At 65.3% G+C, this 19,006-nt stretch carries 18 protein-coding genes and 1 pseudogene; 6 read left to right on the top strand and 13 right to left on the bottom strand.

Going from position 1 to position 19,006, the window contains the following annotated elements:
- Complete coding sequence (locus tag ACFWO3_RS18445; protein WP_378580385.1) at nt 1-384, top strand: hypothetical protein; 384 nt, start codon at nt 1-3, stop codon at nt 382-384.
- On the opposite strand, the gene ACFWO3_RS18440 is transcribed toward ACFWO3_RS18445, so the two are convergent.
- The 10 genes from ACFWO3_RS18440 to ACFWO3_RS18395 all read right to left on the bottom strand — a co-directional run bounded on the left by ACFWO3_RS18440 (nt 342) and on the right by ACFWO3_RS18395 (nt 11,455).
- Complete coding sequence (locus ACFWO3_RS18440) at nt 342-1,832, bottom strand: ABC transporter ATP-binding protein (protein WP_378580383.1); 1,491 nt, start codon at nt 1,830-1,832, stop codon at nt 342-344. The two genes, ACFWO3_RS18445 and ACFWO3_RS18440, sit on opposite strands and share 43 nt — an antisense overlap.
- Nucleotides 1,829-2,629, bottom strand: a complete 801-nt coding sequence (locus ACFWO3_RS18435) for an ABC transporter permease subunit (protein ID WP_378580381.1) — start codon at nt 2,627-2,629, stop codon at nt 1,829-1,831. The genes ACFWO3_RS18440 and ACFWO3_RS18435 overlap by 4 nt, the downstream gene beginning before the upstream one ends.
- Nucleotides 2,626-3,576 carry an ABC transporter permease gene (locus ACFWO3_RS18430; protein WP_378580379.1) on the bottom strand — a complete coding sequence of 317 codons (951 nt, stop codon included), beginning with the start codon at nt 3,574-3,576 and terminating at the stop codon, nt 2,626-2,628. Before ACFWO3_RS18430 ends, ACFWO3_RS18435 begins: the two co-directional genes overlap by 4 nt.
- Entirely contained in the window at nt 3,573-5,144 is a 1,572-nt protein-coding gene (locus ACFWO3_RS18425) for an ABC transporter substrate-binding protein (RefSeq protein ID WP_378580377.1), read from the bottom strand. The genes ACFWO3_RS18430 and ACFWO3_RS18425 overlap by 4 nt, the downstream gene beginning before the upstream one ends.
- A 43-nt stretch (nt 5,145-5,187) precedes the next feature.
- Nucleotides 5,188-6,000 (bottom strand): class I SAM-dependent DNA methyltransferase, encoded by an 813-nt coding sequence (locus tag ACFWO3_RS18420; protein ID WP_378580375.1) that lies wholly within the window; start codon nt 5,998-6,000, stop codon nt 5,188-5,190.
- Nucleotides 5,997-7,253: an MFS transporter gene (locus ACFWO3_RS18415; RefSeq protein WP_378580373.1), complete on the bottom strand. Its 1,257-nt coding sequence runs from the start codon at nt 7,251-7,253 to the stop codon at nt 5,997-5,999. Before ACFWO3_RS18415 ends, ACFWO3_RS18420 begins: the two co-directional genes overlap by 4 nt.
- The gene (locus ACFWO3_RS18410) at nt 7,250-8,206 is read right to left on the bottom strand and encodes an enolase C-terminal domain-like protein (RefSeq protein ID WP_378580371.1); all 957 of its coding nucleotides are present in this window, start codon (nt 8,204-8,206) and stop codon (nt 7,250-7,252) included. The genes ACFWO3_RS18415 and ACFWO3_RS18410 overlap by 4 nt, the downstream gene beginning before the upstream one ends.
- A 71-nt stretch (nt 8,207-8,277) precedes the next feature.
- Complete coding sequence (locus ACFWO3_RS18405) at nt 8,278-9,339, bottom strand: PLP-dependent cysteine synthase family protein (RefSeq protein ID WP_378580369.1); 1,062 nt, start codon at nt 9,337-9,339, stop codon at nt 8,278-8,280.
- Nucleotides 9,336-10,175 carry a hypothetical protein gene (locus ACFWO3_RS18400; protein ID WP_378580367.1) on the bottom strand — a complete coding sequence of 280 codons (840 nt, stop codon included), beginning with the start codon at nt 10,173-10,175 and terminating at the stop codon, nt 9,336-9,338. The genes ACFWO3_RS18405 and ACFWO3_RS18400 overlap by 4 nt, the downstream gene beginning before the upstream one ends.
- The gene (locus tag ACFWO3_RS18395) at nt 10,172-11,455 is read right to left on the bottom strand and encodes an ATP-grasp domain-containing protein (RefSeq protein ID WP_378580365.1); all 1,284 of its coding nucleotides are present in this window, start codon (nt 11,453-11,455) and stop codon (nt 10,172-10,174) included. Before ACFWO3_RS18395 ends, ACFWO3_RS18400 begins: the two co-directional genes overlap by 4 nt.
- 71 nt (nt 11,456-11,526) lie before the next feature.
- On the opposite strand from ACFWO3_RS18395, the gene ACFWO3_RS18390 reads away from it, so the two are divergent.
- The 3 genes and pseudogenes from ACFWO3_RS18390 (at nt 11,527) to ACFWO3_RS18380 (ending at nt 14,558) form a co-directional block, all read left to right on the top strand.
- The gene (locus ACFWO3_RS18390; RefSeq protein ID WP_378580363.1) at nt 11,527-13,080 is read left to right on the top strand and encodes an alpha/beta fold hydrolase; all 1,554 of its coding nucleotides are present in this window, start codon (nt 11,527-11,529) and stop codon (nt 13,078-13,080) included.
- Nucleotides 13,081-13,499: 419 nt separating this feature from the next.
- Nucleotides 13,500-14,060 (top strand): annotated as a pseudogene (locus ACFWO3_RS18385) (transglycosylase family protein); the annotation flags it as partial.
- Nucleotides 14,061-14,093: 33 nt separating this feature from the next.
- Nucleotides 14,094-14,558: a M23 family metallopeptidase gene (locus tag ACFWO3_RS18380; protein ID WP_378580572.1), complete on the top strand. Its 465-nt coding sequence runs from the start codon at nt 14,094-14,096 to the stop codon at nt 14,556-14,558.
- A 54-nt stretch (nt 14,559-14,612) separates the two neighbouring features.
- On the opposite strand, the gene ACFWO3_RS18375 is transcribed toward ACFWO3_RS18380, so the two are convergent.
- From ACFWO3_RS18375 to ACFWO3_RS18365, 3 genes are all read right to left on the bottom strand, one after another.
- Nucleotides 14,613-14,876, bottom strand: coding sequence for a hypothetical protein (locus ACFWO3_RS18375; protein WP_378580361.1), 264 nt, complete (start codon nt 14,874-14,876; stop codon nt 14,613-14,615).
- Nucleotides 14,877-14,941: 65 nt separating this feature from the next.
- Entirely contained in the window at nt 14,942-15,340 is a 399-nt protein-coding gene (locus tag ACFWO3_RS18370; protein WP_378580359.1) for a very short patch repair endonuclease, read from the bottom strand.
- Nucleotides 15,341-15,343: 3 nt separating this feature from the next.
- A complete protein-coding gene (locus tag ACFWO3_RS18365) occupies nt 15,344-16,489 on the bottom strand; it encodes a DNA cytosine methyltransferase (protein WP_378580570.1) in 1,146 nt (381 codons plus the stop codon).
- A gap of 166 nt (nt 16,490-16,655) precedes the next feature.
- On the opposite strand from ACFWO3_RS18365, the gene ACFWO3_RS18360 reads away from it, so the two are divergent.
- Together ACFWO3_RS18360 and ACFWO3_RS18355 are read left to right on the top strand one after the other, a co-directional pair.
- Nucleotides 16,656-18,236: a cation:proton antiporter gene (locus ACFWO3_RS18360; RefSeq protein ID WP_378580357.1), complete on the top strand. Its 1,581-nt coding sequence runs from the start codon at nt 16,656-16,658 to the stop codon at nt 18,234-18,236.
- A 57-nt stretch (nt 18,237-18,293) separates the two neighbouring features.
- The gene (locus tag ACFWO3_RS18355; RefSeq protein WP_378580355.1) at nt 18,294-18,881 is read left to right on the top strand and encodes a putative glycolipid-binding domain-containing protein; all 588 of its coding nucleotides are present in this window, start codon (nt 18,294-18,296) and stop codon (nt 18,879-18,881) included.
- Nucleotides 18,882-19,006 lie beyond the last annotated feature (125 nt).

Here is a 19,006-nt window from a genome sequence, read left to right as displayed (position 1 = left end):
ATGGTCGACGTCCGGCCCCTGCTTCCTTCGTTGGAAAGCGATCCAGCGAGTGCATTGCATCTTCGCAACGCCCTTCGCACGCTGGCGACCGCCACACCAGACCCGGAATTCAAGAAGCTCATCGGTCAGGTGCTCGACGGCCGCGTCAACTTGCGCGACGTCATCGATTCGACCACCTTCGCCACTGTCGTGAATCCATTGGTCTCCGGAGCGGTGAGCGAAATATCGAAGTTGAGTGACGAAGAGCGGGAGGCCCTCGCCGCACAGGGGCAGACGCAGATCGACGAGGAGTATGCGGCCGAAGTCGCACGGGAAAGCCCCGACCAATCAGGTGACGACGACTATTTCGACAACCCGCCGCCGATCCTGCGCACGGACTGGTAATCCGCCGGGTTCCGGGTCAGTCCACCTTCCGGCAGCGACATATCGATCACGCGATCGGCGATGGTGTCCACCACGGTGCTGTCGTGGCTGATGATCAGGAGTGAGAGCTGTTGTGATCTGACGAGTTCGGCCAGGATCGTCAGCACGTGTCGTTGCGATGCCGGGTCGAGGCCGGTGGTCACCTCGTCGCAGATCAGCACTGACGGTTCTACCGCGAGGGCGCGGGCAAGGGCAGCACGCTGGGCTTCGCCGCCGGAGAGAGCGATGGCACGCTGGCGCGCAATCGGTTCGGCCAAGCCGACCCGCTCGAGTGCCCGGCGGGCGGCCGCAATCGCCTCACTGTCGGGGACGCGCCGCAGGCGTTTCTGGCCCCGGACGATCTGATCCCACACACTGCGGTACGGATCGAAAGCAGCCTTGGCGTCCTGGAAGACGTATCCGATCGCCGCAGCCTGTTCGCGGGTTCGCCGCCGTACAGAACCTGCCAGCGGCTGTCCATCGAGCACCACGCGACCGACGGTCGGCGCATGCAGGCCGGCGATCACGCGCGCAGCCGTGCTCTTTCCGCATCCCGACGGGCCGACCAACGCCACACATTCACCAGCCCCGATCGGCAGCGAAAACTGTTCGAGCACCGCGGTGTTGCGATACGCAGCCGTGATCGAATCCACTGCCACACGCGCGGTTTCCGGTTTCGAGGCACGATCCAGCGCGTCGATCCGTGCATGCGGAACCTCGGTTCGCATCACGGCCAATATGTTCTCGGGGTCGCCGGCATCGACCACCTTTCCGTCGGCCATGACGATCACGTGCTCGGCGACGCGTTCGACTGCGGCCAGATCATGGGTGACGAGCACGACGGTGAGGCCGTGATCTCGGAGTCGGCTGATCTCGTCGAGGATGGCTGCGCGGTTGACTGGGTCCTGACCGGTGGTGGGTTCGTCCAGTATCAGACAGGTCGGATCGGTGAGCAGGGCTTGGGCGATCACCAGACGCTGCTGTTGTCCGCCGGAAAGTTGGTGGGGGTAGCGGCGCAGCATCTGTGGATCGCCAGGGAAACCGGCGCGCGCCAAGGCGTCGGCGACAGCAACGCTGCGCCCGTTCCGCCTGCCCTCGCGAGCTATGTCGTCGAGCACTGTTCCGATCCGCAAGGCCGGATTGAGCACCGACGACGGTTGTTGGGGAACGTAACCGAATCGAACTCCGTGCGCCTCCGTGGTGACGGTTGCGACCCTGACCCCTGGCCGCACCTCGCCCATCAATGCCAGTGCGGTGGTGGTCTTCCCGCTGCCGGATGCGCCGACCAGGGCAGTCACCTTTCGGGCGGGAACATCGAGGTCGACGTCGGCCACGAGTATTCGATCATGCGTCCGGGCAGTGAGTCCGCGTATGCGGACGGCGCTGGCTTCGTCGTATGCGGTTGGTGCGGTGGGGAGTATGTCGGTCATGACTTCCTCTGACTTACTTCACGAGTCGCGGCGCGAGCGCCGGAGTCGAACAGCAGATTGACACCCATGGCCAGGGCGATGAGCAAAACAGCCGGAACGACCACGCCCCACGGGGCAAGAGCGAGGCCCGCGCGGTTGCGGTCGATCATCACCGCCCAATCGGTCCCGGCGGCGTCTGCGCTGACGCCCAGGAAACTGGCGGAGGCGATGAGGTAGATCGCGCCGACAAAACGGAGCCCTGCATCTGCAGCGAGAACCGGTAGCAGCGTGCGTCCGAGGTAGCCGAACTGCCGACGCCACCAGCTTTCGCGTTGAAGCAAAAGGGCTTCCATGGCCGGCGTGTGCGCGGCGTGGAGAGTGCTGGCTCGTACCAGTCGTGTCGCGTCCGGGAACAGCAGAACCGCCACTGTCACGGTCAGGACGACGAGGTTGGCATCCGTGATCGCGACCACCAACAAGAGCAGCATGATCGACGGCAAGGACAGCAACAGATCCAAAGGGCGCATCAGAGTCTCGTCGAGTACCCGATGACGCGCGGTCGCGGCCGCCACGCCCCACGGAACGGCGATCAGGTACGTGAGCAGCACTGCGACGGCCGCCACCAGAACCAACGATCGTCCTCCCAGCAGCACCTGGGTCAGGACGTCTCGCCCCTCGGCATCCGTTCCGAGGAGCCACTTCTCGCCCAGAACGAATGCGGGACCACGCTCACTCTCTCCGGCAATAAGGGGGCCGAGCAGTGCGGCCAAGAGCGGGATTGCCGTCAACGCGAAGCCTACGAACAACCGTGTTCTCACGACGTGACCCCTGCCAATGGATTGAGCCGATAAGCGAGAATGTCTGCCGCAGTGTTGACCGTCACCGTGATCACCGCGAACAGCGCGACCAGCCCCATCAAGAGCGGAATGTCCCTACTGCTCACGGCACTGACCAGGATCTGCCCGAGCCCACCGAGCGCGAATACTGCTTCGACCACAACGACACCCCCGAGAAGCCAATCGGCAACCCGAGCAAGATGCTGGGTCGCGGGCGTGAGGGAACCGGGCAAGGCGTGTCGCCAGATCACCCGCCGAAACGGCACACCGAGACGGCGGGTGTGTCGAATGTATTCCGAATCCAGCGTGGTGACCATCGACGCGCGCACCAGACGCGACAGCGAGCACACCGGTCGGATCACCAGCACGGCCACAGGCAGAACCCACAACTCGGGCTGGAGCAGGAGCGGGCCGCTCGCGCCGACGGCGGTGGGCGCGAACCAGCCGAGGCCGACGCCGAACACGGCGACGAGCACGATTGCGATGGCGAACTCAGGCGCCGCATACAGTGCCACCACCGATGTGGAGATCGCCCGATCGGTCCGTCGGCCGCGGTGCACGGCGGCGGTCACCCCGAGGGCCAGTGCCAACGGGACGAGCGCCACGAATGCCAGAGCGGCGAGGGTGAGCGTGGGTGTCAGCGCGTTTCCCAGCATTGTGGCGACCGGTCGACCGGAGACCGCCGAGACCCCGAGGTCGCCACGGATTGCACCGACAAGCCAGTCGCCGAACTGTACGGGCAACGGCCGGTCCAATCCGAGCAGTGCACGCAGCTGTGCGATCCGTCCGGGGTCGGCATCGTCGCCCGCGATGACCACAGCTGCGTCGCCGGGCAGTGCGGCAGCGATCATGAAGACGAGGACGAGCACCCCGAGCACCTGCACGACGCCGACCACGAGGCGAGTACCGGCGTAGCGAGCCAGAATCACGCCAGCCAGGCCTTGTCGAATCGGGCATACCCGAGGGTGTTGCTCGGCGCGTTCTGGGCCATCCCGGCAAGGTTCGGGCTGAGTCCGTGAACACTGTCGGAGAAACCCCACACCAGCAAACCGCCCTCGGCGTAGAGCTGCGACTGCATCTGCTGATACGCACTCGCCCGCGCGCTTTCGTCGGTGGTCTCGCTGGCGGCGGCGAACAGAGCGTCGAACTCGGGGCGGCGCCACTGCGTGTAGTTCTTCGACGAGTCCGACAGCATCCGCTGCGCCAGATGGGTTTCGATGGGCATCGCGCCCGACCGGAAGCTCGACAGCACACCTTCGTCGAGGGTCCGTGTCCAGTACGTGGATCCTTCACCGACCTTCACGTCGATCTTCAGTCCGGCGCGAGCGGCCTGTTCGGCGAAGATGTTGGCGGCCTCGACGAATCCATTGGTCGCCCCGGTGGTCTGCAGTTCGATGGTGGTGTTCAGGGCACCGGCCTTGCGGATGAGCGACTTCGCCTCGTCGAGGTCCATGGTGCGCTGGGGGAGGTCGTCGGCGTAGTACTTGGTGTCCTTGCCGAACAGATCGTTGCCCACCACACCCGTTCTGCCGAGCACGGTGGACACCAGCTCCTCTCTGTCGACGAGCGCGAACATCGCCCGACGGAGATCGAGATCGTCGAAAGGTGGTCGATCGACCTTCATCGCGAAGCCCGACATAGCGCTGCGCGGAGACTGCAAGAGCTGTACCCGCGCATCGTTCTCATATGTGCGCGCCGACGTGACCCCGAGATCGTCGGCATACTCCACCTGCCCGCCGAGGACGGCATTGATCCGCGCGGTTTCGTCAGGGGCGGAGAGGATCTCGAGCTCGTCCACGTGCGGCGCTCCGTCCCAATAGTCGTCGAAGCGGGTGGCGACGAAGGAGCGGCCGGGTTCGAACGAAGTGAACGTGAACGGGCCGGAGCCGATCGGATGACTGAAGTCGGTCGCCCCCTCGGGAATAATGTAGGCGCCGAACGCAGCAAGGACGTTGGCAAGCTCCCCGCACGGCCGGGCGCAGACGAACTCGATGGTGTGATCGTCGACCGCGCGAGAGCGTCTGATATCGATGATCTCGAGGCTTGCCCGCGGGCGCAGAGCGTTCTGCGGATCCAGTATTCGCTGATACGAATACAGCACATCGGCTGCGCGCACAGGACGCCCGTCATGAAACACGGCCGGACGCAGCCGCACAGTCCACACAGTGGCGTCGGGGGACGGCTCCCACGCTGTCGCCAACCGGGGAACGGGTGCGAGATCATCGCCGTACTCGACGAGCTTGTCGTACAACGCATTCGCCCGAGCAACGTCGGCGTAGAGGTTGGTCTTGTGCGGATCCAACACCTCTTGGGCGCCACCGCCTGCGAACACTGCCCTGAGTCTGCCACCGCTGCGGGGAGTCGAGGTTGTCGCGGCGGTGTTCTCGCCTCCTGTACCGCAGGCGCCCAGCAATACGGCTCCGATGGTGGCGGCTCCCAGACCGAGGAACGATCGTCGGCTCGGATTCGGCAACGGTGAACGGGGGAGTGGGTTCATCGGGTGTCTCCTCGGGTGATGGGTCGAGTGGGTGAGTGGCGGGTCATACGGCTCGGGCGACGACGTGTAATCGGTCGCCCGATAACGGGCTGTCCCGAAGACCCTCGAGGTTCGAGACTGGGATCCAACCGGGGTCGGTGCGCGGCCCGGGCGTGTCGAACATGGCCCACACCGAGAAACCTGCACGTTCGAGGTGGCCGGCCAGCTCCAACGGGAACAGCAATCGCCAGGCGGAGGTCTGAACGAGAGGTTCGGACGAATCGGGAAGTGTCCACGCACGACGACGTCGGAGCAGTTGGGACGCATGGTCGATCCACAGTGTGGTCTCGGCACTCCAGACCCGGCCTTCCCAATCGAACGACGTCAGGGTGGGCACGTCGAGAAGTTCCGTGTTGCCGAGGAAGAAGGCGCCGTTGCGCATTTCCGCGATCAACAGACCGTCGGAGCGCAGATGGTTGCGGGCGCAGCCCAGTGCGGATGCCAGTTCGGTATCGGTGTGGCAGTACAGCAGTGAGCTGTCGAGGCAGGTGATCACGTCGAAAGACTTCTGGAGGTCGAAGTCTCGCAAGTCGTCGACACTGGCTGTCACCGGCGCATGTTCGGCTGCCGCGTAGCGCACCATCTGTTCGGACATGTCGAGTCCGTGGCACCGATACCCCTGCCCGGCAAGGAAACCGAGATCACGTCCGGTGCCGCATCCGAGGTCCAGCACCGAGAGGCGCGAGCGATCGTCCGAGAGGAGAGTTCGCGCGATGTCGTCGACGAAACGTCCGGCAGCGTGGTCGGGATCGGGAAACCGCGCCTCGTACAGTGCCGGGTTGTCGGTGAGAAGATTGCGGGTGACGGTCGGAATCACGTTCTCGCCCCTGCCGGACTCGGGAGCATGCCGGCGCGGTGCAGCAGCCACACGGCGGTCGCCGATCCCCACGCCAACACGATGCACACGAAGGCGCCTGGCCACCCGGTGTCCAAGCCGATTCCGTATCCGATCAGTGCGTTGCCGCCCGCCGCAGCGATCCCCGAGACCAGGTAGAACATTCCGAACAAGGTGCCCGAGATACTCGAATCCCCGTACTCGGGAATGAGTTCCATGACGAAGGGTTGAGCGATCATGATGCCGGCCTCGAGAACCAAGGCGGAAAGCACCAACGGTGCCAACGCGAAGGCGATCCCGGCGATCCCGTGAGCCGTGTCGGCCCACAGCACAGGCAGCACCACCACGAAGGCGGCGCCCATGAGAACGAGGCCCGATGTAATTGCCGCCCCACGACCCGTGCGTTGCGTGAACCACCTGGTGAGCCGTACCTGCATGACGAGGCTGAACACCGTGGTGGACAGGAACAGCAACGCCACTGCGCCGCCCCAGTCGGTGACTCGTCCCGCGAGCACCGGGTAGACCAGGTACATCTGAGTCTGCAATGCGAACATGCCGAGCATGGCGAGTGTGAACGCCATGAATCGCCTGTTACGTAGAACTGTGGCCCAGCCCCGAATGACGGTCGTCTGCGCCCGTTCGACGGGATGGACCGGAAGGAAGCGGAGCTGCGCGAGTGTGAGCAGGGCAAAGACGATCGCAGCGACCATGGCGACGGTGCGGAAGTCGACCATCAACAGGGCACTCCCGATGAGCGGCCCCGACAGCGCGCCGGCCTGAGCGAAGACGTTGAACACGGCGAACGCCTCGGCTCGTCTGTTCGGTTCGGCGACAGCGATGTAGGAGCGGACAGCCGGGTTGAACAGGGCACCGGCGAGACCGGACAGGACCGAAGCCAACACCAACAATGGCACACTCGTGCCGAAGGCGAACACGGCGAACCCGACGGAGCGCAGTGCGCAGCCGGCGATTATCACCCGGTGCGGCCCCAGTCGATCGGAGGCCGTGCCGCCGATGAGGAAGAGCCCCTGTTGGCTGAGAGTCCTTACCCCCAGGATCAATCCGGTGATCGCCAGCGACATGCCGAGGTTGCCCGTCAGGTGCATCGACAGGTAGGGGACCAGCATGTAGAAGCCCGTGTTCACTCCGTACTGGTTGAGCACCAGCAGTTGCACCGAGCGGGGGAAACTGCGGAGCAGTGCGAAGGTTCCGTGTTTCGTCTGTTGTTCGGTCATCGACCTTCCTCGTCTTCGATCCGGCGCACGCCGAGTCCGGGTAGTCGGTTGGGGCGCAGAACCCCGTCCGCGCCGCCGAGCCCCGACCAGGGGTCGTGTGTGAGCAGAAGGTGTCCGTCCAGGTCGCACCACCTGGCGACGGAGGCGAGCTGCACGGCGGGCGCAATCCCGAGTGAACTGCTCACCAGGCATCCGAGCATCACGTCCAGCCCACGTTCGCGCGCCGCGTCCGCGAGCGCATGGGCCTGGTAAATCCCACTGCACTTGGGCAGTTTGACGTTCACCGCATCCGCGAGTCCGACAAGTCCGTCCAGGTCGGCCAGAGTGTGTACGGATTCGTCGGCAATCAACGGAATATCGGTGTGACTACGCAACTCTCGTATTCCCCGGTGATCCTCGGTCGGTAGCGGCTGTTCGAGCGCTACCACCGGCAACCCCCGAACGTCGCCGAGCACCTTCTTCGCGATATCCGCTGTCCAGGCTTCGTTCGCATCGACGATCAGGGCAGCGCCGGGTGCAGCGGCGACCACTGCCGTGAGTCGCTGCGCCGATGCAGTCGCGTCGGCGTCCAGCTTGATCTTGAGGAGTGAGAATCCTCGTGCGGCCAGCTCCGCTGCCTGAGAGGCCATCGCCTCGGAGGTATCGATTCCGACGGTGTGCGCGATCGGAACCTCGGCAGGCAGTTCCAACCCCAGATGTGCGGCGACCGTCTGTCCGCACACACGTGCCCGGAGGTCCGCGACGGCCGACCACACCGCAGCGGCGACTGCGGGGTGAACCCCTGCCGTCGCGTCAGCCGTGGGTTGTTCACCGAATCGAGCAGCAACGCTGAGCAGTTCGCGTTCGATCCGGTGCTCGTCCAGGTTCGCGTGCACGGAGGTGACGACCTCACCGCTGCCCGAGCGCACCTCGGAATCGGTCAGTGTGAACGTAACGGCGGTGCGTGACGTCATCACTCCTCTGCTGATGCGAAAGGGTGACTTCAGCTGGAGCATCTCGGAGGTCCAGGTCATGTTCATGTCGGTCACACCGTCAGTTCCGTGATGTGCTGTGGTGCGTGGACCGTCCGGCATCGAGTCCAACAATCGGCGGGATCGCGGCAGTCGTCGATCTCGTGCGGTGACGTGCGTGGAGCCTCGAGTAGTCCGCGAGTGCGACACCAGGCATCGTCGAAGATGCTGCGTAGGTATCGATCCGGACCGTCCGGAAAGATCGTGACGACGGGCCCCGACCAGCGGTGTGCGGCCCAACCGGCGACGGTGGCCGCGGCACCGGTCGACCAGCCGCCGGTGTGGAAGCCACTGCAGGCCAGTGCTCTACAGGCGTGCACGGCCTCGCGAGGGCCGACCCAGTGCACTTCGTCGAACATGTCGTGTCGCACATTGCCCGGGTGAACGCTGCTCCCCAGCCCCCGCATGATTCTGTGGGTTGCAGGTTGCCCGAAGATCGCCGATCCCACGGCATCGACACCGATGATCCGAATGTCCGGCCAGATCTGGCGAAGGCGGAGGCCCACCCCGGTGCTGTGGCCGCCCGTGCCGACACTGCACACCAACACGTCGGGGCGCGAAACGCCCGATTCCGCGAGTCCCGTGACGATTTCGTCCGCCAGGCCGCCGTAACCCGCGGCGTTGTCGGGATTGTCGTACTGGTTCGGCCAGTATGCGCCCGGATTCTGCGACAGGATGCGTTGCAGGGCATCGAGGCGAGACTGTTGCCAACCACCCGTCGGATGGGGGCGCTCCACGATTTCGAGGGTCGCACCGAGAGCGTGCAGCAGGTTCCTCATCGGCGGCTCCAGTTCGGAGTCCACCACGAGAGTCAATGGGTGCCCGAGAGCCTGAGCCACATATGCCAGCCCGATGCCCAACGTTCCGCTCGTGGATTCGACGATCTGTGCACCCTCGCGAAGGTCGCCGCGTCGACGTGCACCGGCGATCATCGAGGACGCCGACCTGGCCTTGAGCCCGCCGAGTCCGAGCGACTCGATCTTCGCGAAGTAGCCCGGATGCGGGCGCGGGACCGGTGTGTGAACGCGTACGAGTGGGCTTCGGCCGACCAGTGTGGGTTCCTCGATCACGGTCATCGATCACGCGCCGCGCGATAGAGGTGGATCGGGGTTTCGTCTCCGGTCAGCCAGAAGAAGGGGTAAGGCTCGGCCGAGAGTGCATGAATTCCTCTGCCCAGTAGTTCGCGCGCGACGGCGGCACCGGTCTGCGCGAACACGGTGACCGGGACCTGCTTCCCGGTGTCTGCGAGCAGGGTGAGCAGGTGGTCGAACGTCCCGTTGCCGAGCATCATGCCGCTGGCAAGCACGGCGTCGGCGTCGTCGAGATGCGCCGTGAAGTCCGTGACGACCGGTTCACCCCACTCGGTGACTCCGCCCTTCAGATCGCACGGCACGTATCGAAGTCCGCGCAGGCGTAGTTGGTCGAGCAGCGAGTTGACCACGCCGATCACGAGCACACCTCCGCCCTCCGGTGACTCGACGAGCCGGGAGACGTGACGGGCTCGTGCCAGCGATCTTTCGAGTGAGTCGCCGGGACCGATACGGATCGTCTGTGCGCGAGGATCTTCGGAATGCGGGCGGCGGTGTGTCAACCAGGCATCGAGCGCCGCCAGTCGCACGGCCGTATGGTCGTGGCCTAGGAGATCGGCGACCGGGACGCCTGCGCAGGCATGCACCACCTCGGGGGCGATCGAACCGGGCTCGACGGCGCACGAGCCCGTTGCAGCGCCGACCCGCAAGCTGACCACCTCGTTGCGATAGCCTCCGCTGCGCCCCTTGTGTTGTGCCCCTTGGCTTGTCGTGAATGCGACCGACACCGTCGCAGTCCGCGGCGGGACGAGCTCAGGATCGGCGCGGTGACGATCGAGCAGACTCGAGACGCTGCCGATCTGCGGCCGGGCGTGAGCGGTCATCGCGCCGCACCCTCGGCATACTCGATCGAGATCGACGACACCAGTCGGTCGGCGAGGAGCCCCGCCCCACCTTCCTCGGGTGACAGCACGATCGCGTTTCCGAGATAGCTGTTGTTGTCCACTCCCACGCCGATCCGGTGTCCACGCTTCTTGAAGTGGGAATTCACTACCGCCGGGTGACCGGCAACCTCGTCCGCGCCTTTCAGTTCGCCGAGAATGCCTTCCCGTTCGGGCACCAGCATGCGTACGGCGGCGCTGCGCGGCCGGGCGGCGTCATTCTGGGCGGGGCGAGGAGATGCGGGTTCGCGGCCGAGGGCGAGTTCGACTGCAACGGCAGGAAGATCGACACCGCTGACGTGTCTGATCAGCTCGGTGATCTGATTGCCGGCCGGTCGTGCGTTGATCTCGATGATCCTCGGGCCGGCAGGCGTAAGACGAAGTTCGGTGTGAACCACGGTGTTGTCGAGACCGACTGCGCGGACAGCGGCTTCCGCCATCGCGACCACCGCAGAACGATCCCGGCCAGTCAGGGCTGCGGGAAACATGTGTCCGGTTTCCACGAACCCCGAACGTCCGCCGAGGGACTTGTCGGTGACCCCGACGGTGTGGATGTCGCCGTGACGAATCCAGCTCTCCACACTGAATTCGGGCCCGTTCAGGAATTCTTCGAGCAGTACGACCGGTGTCCGCGGCTGTCCGCGAGCGTTCACCTCGAAGCTCCGGAGGTCGGTCACCGCAGACTCGAGATCGTTCCAGTCGTCCGCGCGCCGAACGAACATCCCCGCACAGAGGTCCGTCGGCTTCACCACCAGCGGAAACATCACTGTGTCGGCGGCGTCGCGGAGTGCGCGCGGATCGTCGATCGGCGCGGTTGCGTTGCGGGGCCCTGGAATGCCGGTTGCGTCGAGAACTTCCCGGGTGCGCGACTTGTCGCAGGCAACGCCAACGGATTCCGGTGTGGGACCGGGTAGTCCGAGCTCGGTTGCGATGCGCGCTGCGGTGGACAGGTAGTAGTCGCAGCTGGTGAGCACCCCGTCGAGTGGTGTCTCGTCATGGATCTGCCGGGCGGCAGCGAGCGCTGAGGCCGGGTCGTTCGTCTCGGCGGTCACCACGTTTCGACCGCTGAGGAGTGGGTGAACGGAACCGTCCGGCAGCCGACTCGGGTAGTGCTCGGGTCGCCTCGTGAGGAACGTGAACTCGGCGTCGAGGTCAGAAATGGCGCGTGGCAGCAACGTTCCCATCGCGCCGACCCAACTCTCGACCAACAACAGGTGTGCCACCCGCGACCTTTCGCTCGTGTTCGAGGAACCCAACCCCAGAGAAGCTACTGACTATCATTATCGTTAGCAATATGGAGCTCGGTCACACCGGTATGGATCGCCCGATTCGCGTGCCGACTGTCCGGGCGTCGTCGGTATCGGTGCTCGTCGCGCTCACGCTTGTCGGAGGAAGCGCCTCGGCCTCGGCATCGTCGTACGCGCCATTCGCGCCGGAAGTCTCCGGCCTGCGGTTCGAGTCCTGCGTCGAGCTCACCGGCTCGAACGTCGAGGGGCTGGAATGCGGAATGCTCGAGGTGCCGCTGTCGACCGGCGACCCAGGTGCCGGCACCGTCCACCTCGCCGTGTCTCGCATGCGCGCAACCGATCCTGGTGCCAGACGTGGAGTGCTGGTCGTCAACCCGGGTGGGCCCGGCAACACAGGCCTCGAATACGCCGCCACCAAGGGGGAGAAACTGCCCGAAGAGGTGCGCGCTGCCTACGACATCATCGGCTTCGACCCGCGCGGGGTCGCTCACAGCACGGTGTCCCGCCCGGACCGGCAGCCTCCCGCCCCGATCGACTGTGGGCCGATGGGCGGCTTGTTCGATCGTCCGGTTCCATCGACCGGCAGACTCACTGCACTTCCGGTACTCGCTGCCACCGCACGTGACTGCGCGACCGAAGTGGGTCCCGATGCCGCAGAATTCGGAACGGACCGTGTTGCCGACGACATCGACGCAATCCGTCGCGCGCTGGGAGAAGAGCGAATCTCCATGCTCGGGGTGTCGTACGGGACCTTGATCGCCGACAGATATGCGCGCCGCTACGGCGCCCACGTGGACAGATTCGTGCTCGACTCCGTCGTGGGGCCCGGACCGGACGGCCGGGACGACTGGCACGCATTCGGGGTACGGCAGGCCGAGGCGTTGCTCGATCAGCGGAACTCGATGTTCGGATGGTGGGCGCGTCACGCTCGGCACTTCGGTCTGGGCGAGGACTCCGCAGCCGTGCGTCGCAGCTACGACGCGGTGCGAGCGCTTTCTCCCTCTCATGGGATCGGGCCGGACGAGTTCGACCGCGCCGTCTATCGGGCTCTGGGTCGCACGGAAAGGTGGCAGCCGCTCGGTGAAGCATTGGCGAGAGCGCGCCGCGACGGCGATCTGGCGGCGCTCGCACCGGTTGTTCCCGAGGTGGACGACGAGCGTCGCAACGCGGAGGCGGCCAATCGCACCGTTGTGTGCGCTGATGCCACTCGACCTCTGTCGGTACCGGAGGTGCTGGCCGGCCACCAACGACTCGAGCGGATCGATCCGCAGCCGATTCTCACGGGAATCGAAGCAGATGTCTGTGCATTCTGGCCGATAGCGGCCCTCGCGGACCCGCCTTCCCCTCCACGTTCGGAGGTGGCGCCTCGTCTGCTCATGGTTGCTGGAGCCCAGGACCCGGTCACTCCCGTGGCCGACGCCGAACGTCGGCATCGGCAGTGGGAGGGGAGCGGAATGATCACGGCGACCGACACCTGGTCCCACGGTGTGTTCGCGAGTCAGAAGATTTCGTGTGTCGACGACGCCGTTGCCGAGTTCCTCCTCGGGGGAGCCTCGTCCGATCGCGTGTGCACGGGCACGGGACTCCCCGAAAAACCGTAACCGACCAGTCGTAATGTAGTTTTCGACCCCAAATCGCGATCCCGATTCGTGTCGCACGCCACATTTTGTACGTGCCAGTCGTCACATAACGAGTGTGTAACAGTTCCGTGCTCAGCTTGCTATTGGATTTTGGACCTGCATGAACGTCCTACCAGGCAAAAAGAACATGTACGGTCGTCCAGAAAACCTCTCCGTGACCTATTCGTGATCTGTGCCTACGGTCGTTGACAGCCCGAGAGCTTCGGGTTCGAAAGACCCGAACAACGGAACCGAAACATCCGGGCCTGCCATCTGCCAGATCCTGCCCCGCAGGCACCGGAGTCGATACCCCCCGAGGGGCAGGAACGAGAGCGACAAGACCCAGGGCGCGTTTGGTGCACGGGCTTACTCGTCGGTGGATGTGGAGAGGATCTACCCGAATGACCAGCTTCAACATCAAGCATGCCCTGGGCGCAGCCGCCACCGCCGGTGCGGTGGTCGCCCTCCCACTCGCCTTCGGTGGTGGAGTGGCCCAGGCTCAGTCCGGCCACGACTGGTCCGGCGTCGCAGACTGCGAATCGTCCGGCAACTGGTCGGCCAACACCGGTAACGGCTTCTACGGCGGCCTGCAGTTCACGCAGAGCACCTGGAACGCCTACGGCGGCTCGGGCAACGCTGCCGACGCCAGCCAGGAAGAGCAGATCCGCGTCGCCGAGAACGTGCTCGCAGGCCAGGGTGTCGGCGCGTGGCCCGTCTGCGGTCAGTACCTGACCAGCGGAACCACCGCGACCACCGACACCGCTCCGGCAACCGAGGCGGCTGCGGAAGCACCGGTCGAGGCACCGGCTCCGACCCCCGCACCCGCAGAGCTCGACAGCTACATCGTCCAGCTCGGCGACACCCTCTCCGGCATCGCTCGGACCCACGGGGCTTCGCTGCCTGACCTGATCAACCAGGTCGTCAACGCCGACCTCATCTTCCCCGGTCAGGCCCTGAACCTCGGTGGCGCCACCCAGGCACCTGCGCAGGCCCCCGTGGAGGAAGCACCCGCTCCGCAGGCCGACGATGCATCCGCGCAGGCTCCGGCCGCGAACGGCGTCGTTCAGCCGGTCGACGGAACCCTCACCTCCAGCTTCGGCACCCGCTGGGGCGCCCAGCACGGCGGCATCGACATTGCGGCAGCCATCGGAACCCCGGTCGTCGCGACCGAGGGCGGCGAGGTCATCAGTGCGGGACCGGCCGACGGATTCGGCCAGTGGGTCCGCATCCTGCACCCGGACGGCGCAACCTCCATTTACGGCCACATCAACGAGTTCCTCGTGAATGTGGGCCAGCAGGTGGCAGCCGGTCAGCAGATCGCGACCGTGGGCAACCTCGGCCAGTCCACCGGACCGCACCTGCACTTCGAGCTGCACGACGCTGCCGGCAACAAGATCGACCCCGCCGGCTGGCTCGCCGAGAAGGGTGTTCTCCCCAACTGGTTGGACGCTTCTTCCTGATCCACGGCTGGAACGAGAAGGGCCCCGCCCGAGGCGGGGCCCTTCTCTTGTGCTCTAAGGGCTTTCGAACGTGAAGATTCGGCAGCCGCGCATGTTCGCTGCCGACACCACTTCCTCCGCCTGCGCACGATGATTCTGCTTCGACAGGTTGTTGGCGACGGTGGCCTGATCGTCACAGAAGTCCTGCATGGAGGAATCGTCGGCCGGATTGCTGATGTACGTGTCGCTCTGTGCCGCACCCGCCGTCGGTGGGAGAAACAGCAAGGGCACGGCTGCCGTCACAGATATCAGTGCGGTAGCCGCAACGTGGCGGATCATGGTGCTCCTCCGGAGACGTTGCGAGCAGAGTATTCGGACACCCCATTTTTCACCTCCGGAGCCCGTCACGCCAGGTGGGGCTCGATTCGTGTGGCAGCCGCCACTGCATCTTCGTGTTCCCAGACCCGGATCACCGTCCATCCGGCCTCGGTGAGGCGATCGTCGGTGTCACGGTCGCGCCGGACATTTCCGGCGAGTTTCTCCGCCCACCATTCGGCGTTGTTCTTCGGTCGTGTCGCGTGTTGGGGACAGCTGTGCCAGAAACATCCGTCGACGTAAACGGCCACCTTCCGTCTGGGAAACACAAGATCTGCCCGACGGCGAAGACCGCGCAACGGCGCGCGGTCCACGAAGTACCGATACCCGCGACGATGCAGTTCCCGCCGTAGTGCCATCTCCGGCTTCGTGTCTCGTCTGCGTTGCGCGGAAAGTCTTGCGCTGGTTACCGGATCGGTGGCGGGCATGGCCTAGGCCGCCGCCTCCGGGAACCCGCCCATTCGCGCCAGGTGACTTTCGACGTCGTCGATGAATCCAGGTGCGAAGCGCAGATTGCCGGCGCGCGCCCGTTTCAGGAAACCTGCTGTGGCCCTTGCGGACAACAGCCTCGAGTCCTCGAGGAAGCCGCTCAGATTCTCGTACGGCAGCTGCACCGGCCAGGTGGAGGTGTGGACGCGAACCGTTTGCCGGTCGCGACCCCATGCCGCTGCGGGCCAGGCATCTCCCGGTACCAGCGGACTCTCGATTTCGCCCACGTAGGGGAGCGGATCGTCAATCCGGCCACCGACCCACGACGCCATCCGCACACTGACGGCATTGCCGACGAGCTTCCAGCGATGACTGTTGCGCAACCCCGGCACATCGGCCGCCGGTGCCGTCCAATCGGGGTCGAAACCCTGGAGACGTTCGGCATCCAGGAGTCCCGGGGTGACGATCTCACCGGAGGGCAGCCGAACCGCCGGCGGACTCGCAATCCCCACCGACGAACCACCTTTCAACGTGGGTACGGCATTGACCGCCCACCCGAGCCCACGGGTTCCCTCGGTCCAGTAGAAGCCGCAAGGCACGTCGCGGAAGTCCTCCGCGGGAGGTTCGCCGGCATCCTCACCGAACAACACGGTTCGCGGATCCTCGGTCCGCGAGGCCAACATCAGTACCCGCTGTCGACGCTGCGGCAGGCCGAAAGCGCGGGCATCGACAACCCGGTAGGCCCACATGTATCCGAGATCCTCGAGCGCCTGGGTGATGTGCCGCATCGCCGCGCCGCGCCCCAACTGAAGCATGAACGGAACGTTCTCGATCAGCAGCCAGCGGGGGCCCTTCTGTCTCCTCACCAGACGGAAGACTTCGTCCACCAGGCCGGAGCGTGCACCGGTGATGCCCGCCGTCCGCCCCGCCTGGGACAGATCCTGGCACGGAAACCCGGCTGCGACGAGTTCCACGTTCGCAGGAAGTGAACGGAGCGTCGTCACGTCGGTGTGGAGAGGCGCGTCCGCGAAACGATTCCGCAGGACAGCACCGGCGCCCGGATCGATTTCACACAGTAGTTCCGTGTTCCAGCCGTGTCCGCGCAGGCCGAGTTCGAGTCCGCCGATGCCGGCGAACAAGCCCACCATGCTCCCGGTTGACGTCACGGCACCCCTTCTTCACGACCAGTTCGTCAGTGAACGTTACTCGAGAAGTACCGCCGACCGGACCAACGACCTCCCCTTCCGGGTGGGTGTGGAAAAATTCCGGCGGCGCAGCAGGCTCGGACCTGCACTATGGGAGGGAAAGCGTTCTGTGGATCAGTTGATCGTCGTGATCGGTCTCATGTTGGGCACCGTCTTGATCGTGGGCCTCGGAGACCGGTTCCATGCCCCATGGCCAGTGCTGTTGACGTTGGTCGCCGCCGGGGCCGCGTTCATACCTGGCATACCGCACGTCGCGCTCGAACCGGAACTGATCCTGCCGCTGTTCTTGCCGCCGTTGCTCTGGGCACTGGCCCGACGTACCTCGTGGTCGATGTTCCGCGATAGGTGGAAGACCATCGTCGTGCACTCGGTGGGCCTGGTCTTCGTGACAACGGCGGCGGTCGCGTGGTCGGCGTGGGCGCTCGTCCCCGGCATCACTCTGGCCGCCGCCATTGCGGTCGGCGCCATGTGCGCACCGCCCGATCCCGTTGCGGTGGAAGCGGTTGCCGAGCCGGTGGGAATCCCTCGCCGCATCGTCGGAGTGCTGCAGACCGAAGGCCTGTTCAACGATGCTGCCGCTCTCGTCGCTTTCCAAGCGGCCGTGGCCGCGACGATCGCGCGAGAGGACCTCGATTTCGGCTTCGAGGTGTTGCACTTCTTCTATACGGCCGGCGCGGCCGTCGCCATCGGTTTGATCGTCGGCTGGTTGGGGACGGCGTTGGTGGTGCGGATCGTCGACATCCCCGGACGCAGCGGGCTGACCCTGGTGATCCCGTTCGTCGTGTACCTGCTGGCGGAGGAAGTTCACGCATCCGGAGTGATCGCCGTCGTCGTTGCCGCCGTGCAGATGAGTGCAGCGGACTCGGAGATCGAGGCCGAAGACCGATTGGCGAGTGCCTCGTTCTGGCACGTCGCCGAACTCCTGATCACAGGACTGGCCTTCGGACTCGTCGGCCTCGAGTTCCGCTACATCGTCGAGAACGCAGGCAGCGACCTCTGGACGATGGTGCTGCACGGCGTGATCATCGGCCTGGTTCTGGTGGCGGTGCGCGGAGCGTGGATGACTGCCACCTGGCTCGCAGTCCGCCGAAAGAGCGGGGACGGATCGTCGGCACCGCGCTCGGCGGCCGAAGCGCTCGTGATGACCTGGTGCGGAATGCGTGGGCTCGTGACCTTGGCGTTGGCGTTGAGTCTTCCGGTCGAGAATTTCTCGTGGCGGTCCGAGGCCGTCGTGATCGCCGCCGTAGTGCTCGTGATGAGCATGATTCTGCCGGGATTCACGCTTCCGTGGATGGTGAAGAAGCTCGGAGTTGCCGGAGTCGCTGACGCCGAGGACGAGGAAGAACGCGCACTGGTGGAGCGGGCTCGCATCGCAGCGCTGGGAGTGGTCACCGACGCTCCGAGCGATCTACCGCCGGAATCGGTTGCGCACATCAAGGCGCTCTACCACCGTCTCGAAGAGGAATCGGCCCCCCGAATTCACACCAACGAGTACGCCGAACACGTCGAGCAACTCAAACATCGACGCAAAGCGCTACGAGAGTTGCAACGTGCTGCCCTGTCGGCAGCTCAGGCCGAGGTGTTGGCGGCCCGGTCCGAAAAAGGTCAGGACCCGCAAGTGGTGGCACGAGTGCTCGAGCGCCTCGACCGGCTCTCCACCGCCAGCAACACGCAGTCCTTCCATCACTGATGTCGAAGAATGCGGGCCACTGCCGCACGACGACCGGTTGTCGCTTACCGTAGATGGGTGAACTCGTCAGCGTCCGTTGCCTCGACCTGGCCCGCCGTGCTGACCTGGCGGGCGCACAACGCACCCCGCATGGAGTCGGCGCGCGTTCAACTCTCCGGCAACCGCATCAAGGCGGCAGGACGCATCATCGGCGCGGCGTGTTCCGAGCATCCCGCATTCAGTGCGTCCTACGACTTGGTGACCGACGAGAACGGCGTGACCAGACGGCTGTCGCTGCGCACGTCGATGGCGGCCGGCGAACGGCTAATGTCGATCAGCCGCGACGAAGAAGGCGTGTGGATGGTGGACAACGGGTCGCAGCATCAGCGGTCCACGTTCGCAGGTGCTCTCGACGTGGACGTGGTTCTCAGCCCACTGTTCAACACGCTCCCGATCCGGCGTTTCGACATGAACTCCACGTCCGAGGACATCGAGGTCCCCGTGGTGTACGTCAGCCTGCTCGATCTCGAGGTGAACGCGGCCAGCATCACCTACAGCAGTGGCCCGGACGGGATTCACGTGCTGTCGCCCGTCTCCTCGTCGTCGGTTCGTATCGACGGTGACGGGTTCGTCCTGGACTATCCCGGGCTGGCCGAGCGCATCTGACCTCCCCCTGTGAGTGGTTGGCGAGTCTCTGGACTCTGTTCAGTCTGGGGACATGTGAGACACGAGATGTCTACCCAGATGTGCGACACGCTGCTGTGGAGGTGAGCGTGGGCACCTGAGACCGG

Origin of the sequence: Rhodococcus sp. NPDC058521 (assembly GCF_042719695.1) — a bacterium.
GTDB lineage: Bacteria > Actinomycetota > Actinomycetes > Mycobacteriales > Mycobacteriaceae > Rhodococcus_F.
Note: the sequence above shows the minus strand (reverse complement) of the source record. Positions and strands in the feature narration are given on the sequence as shown.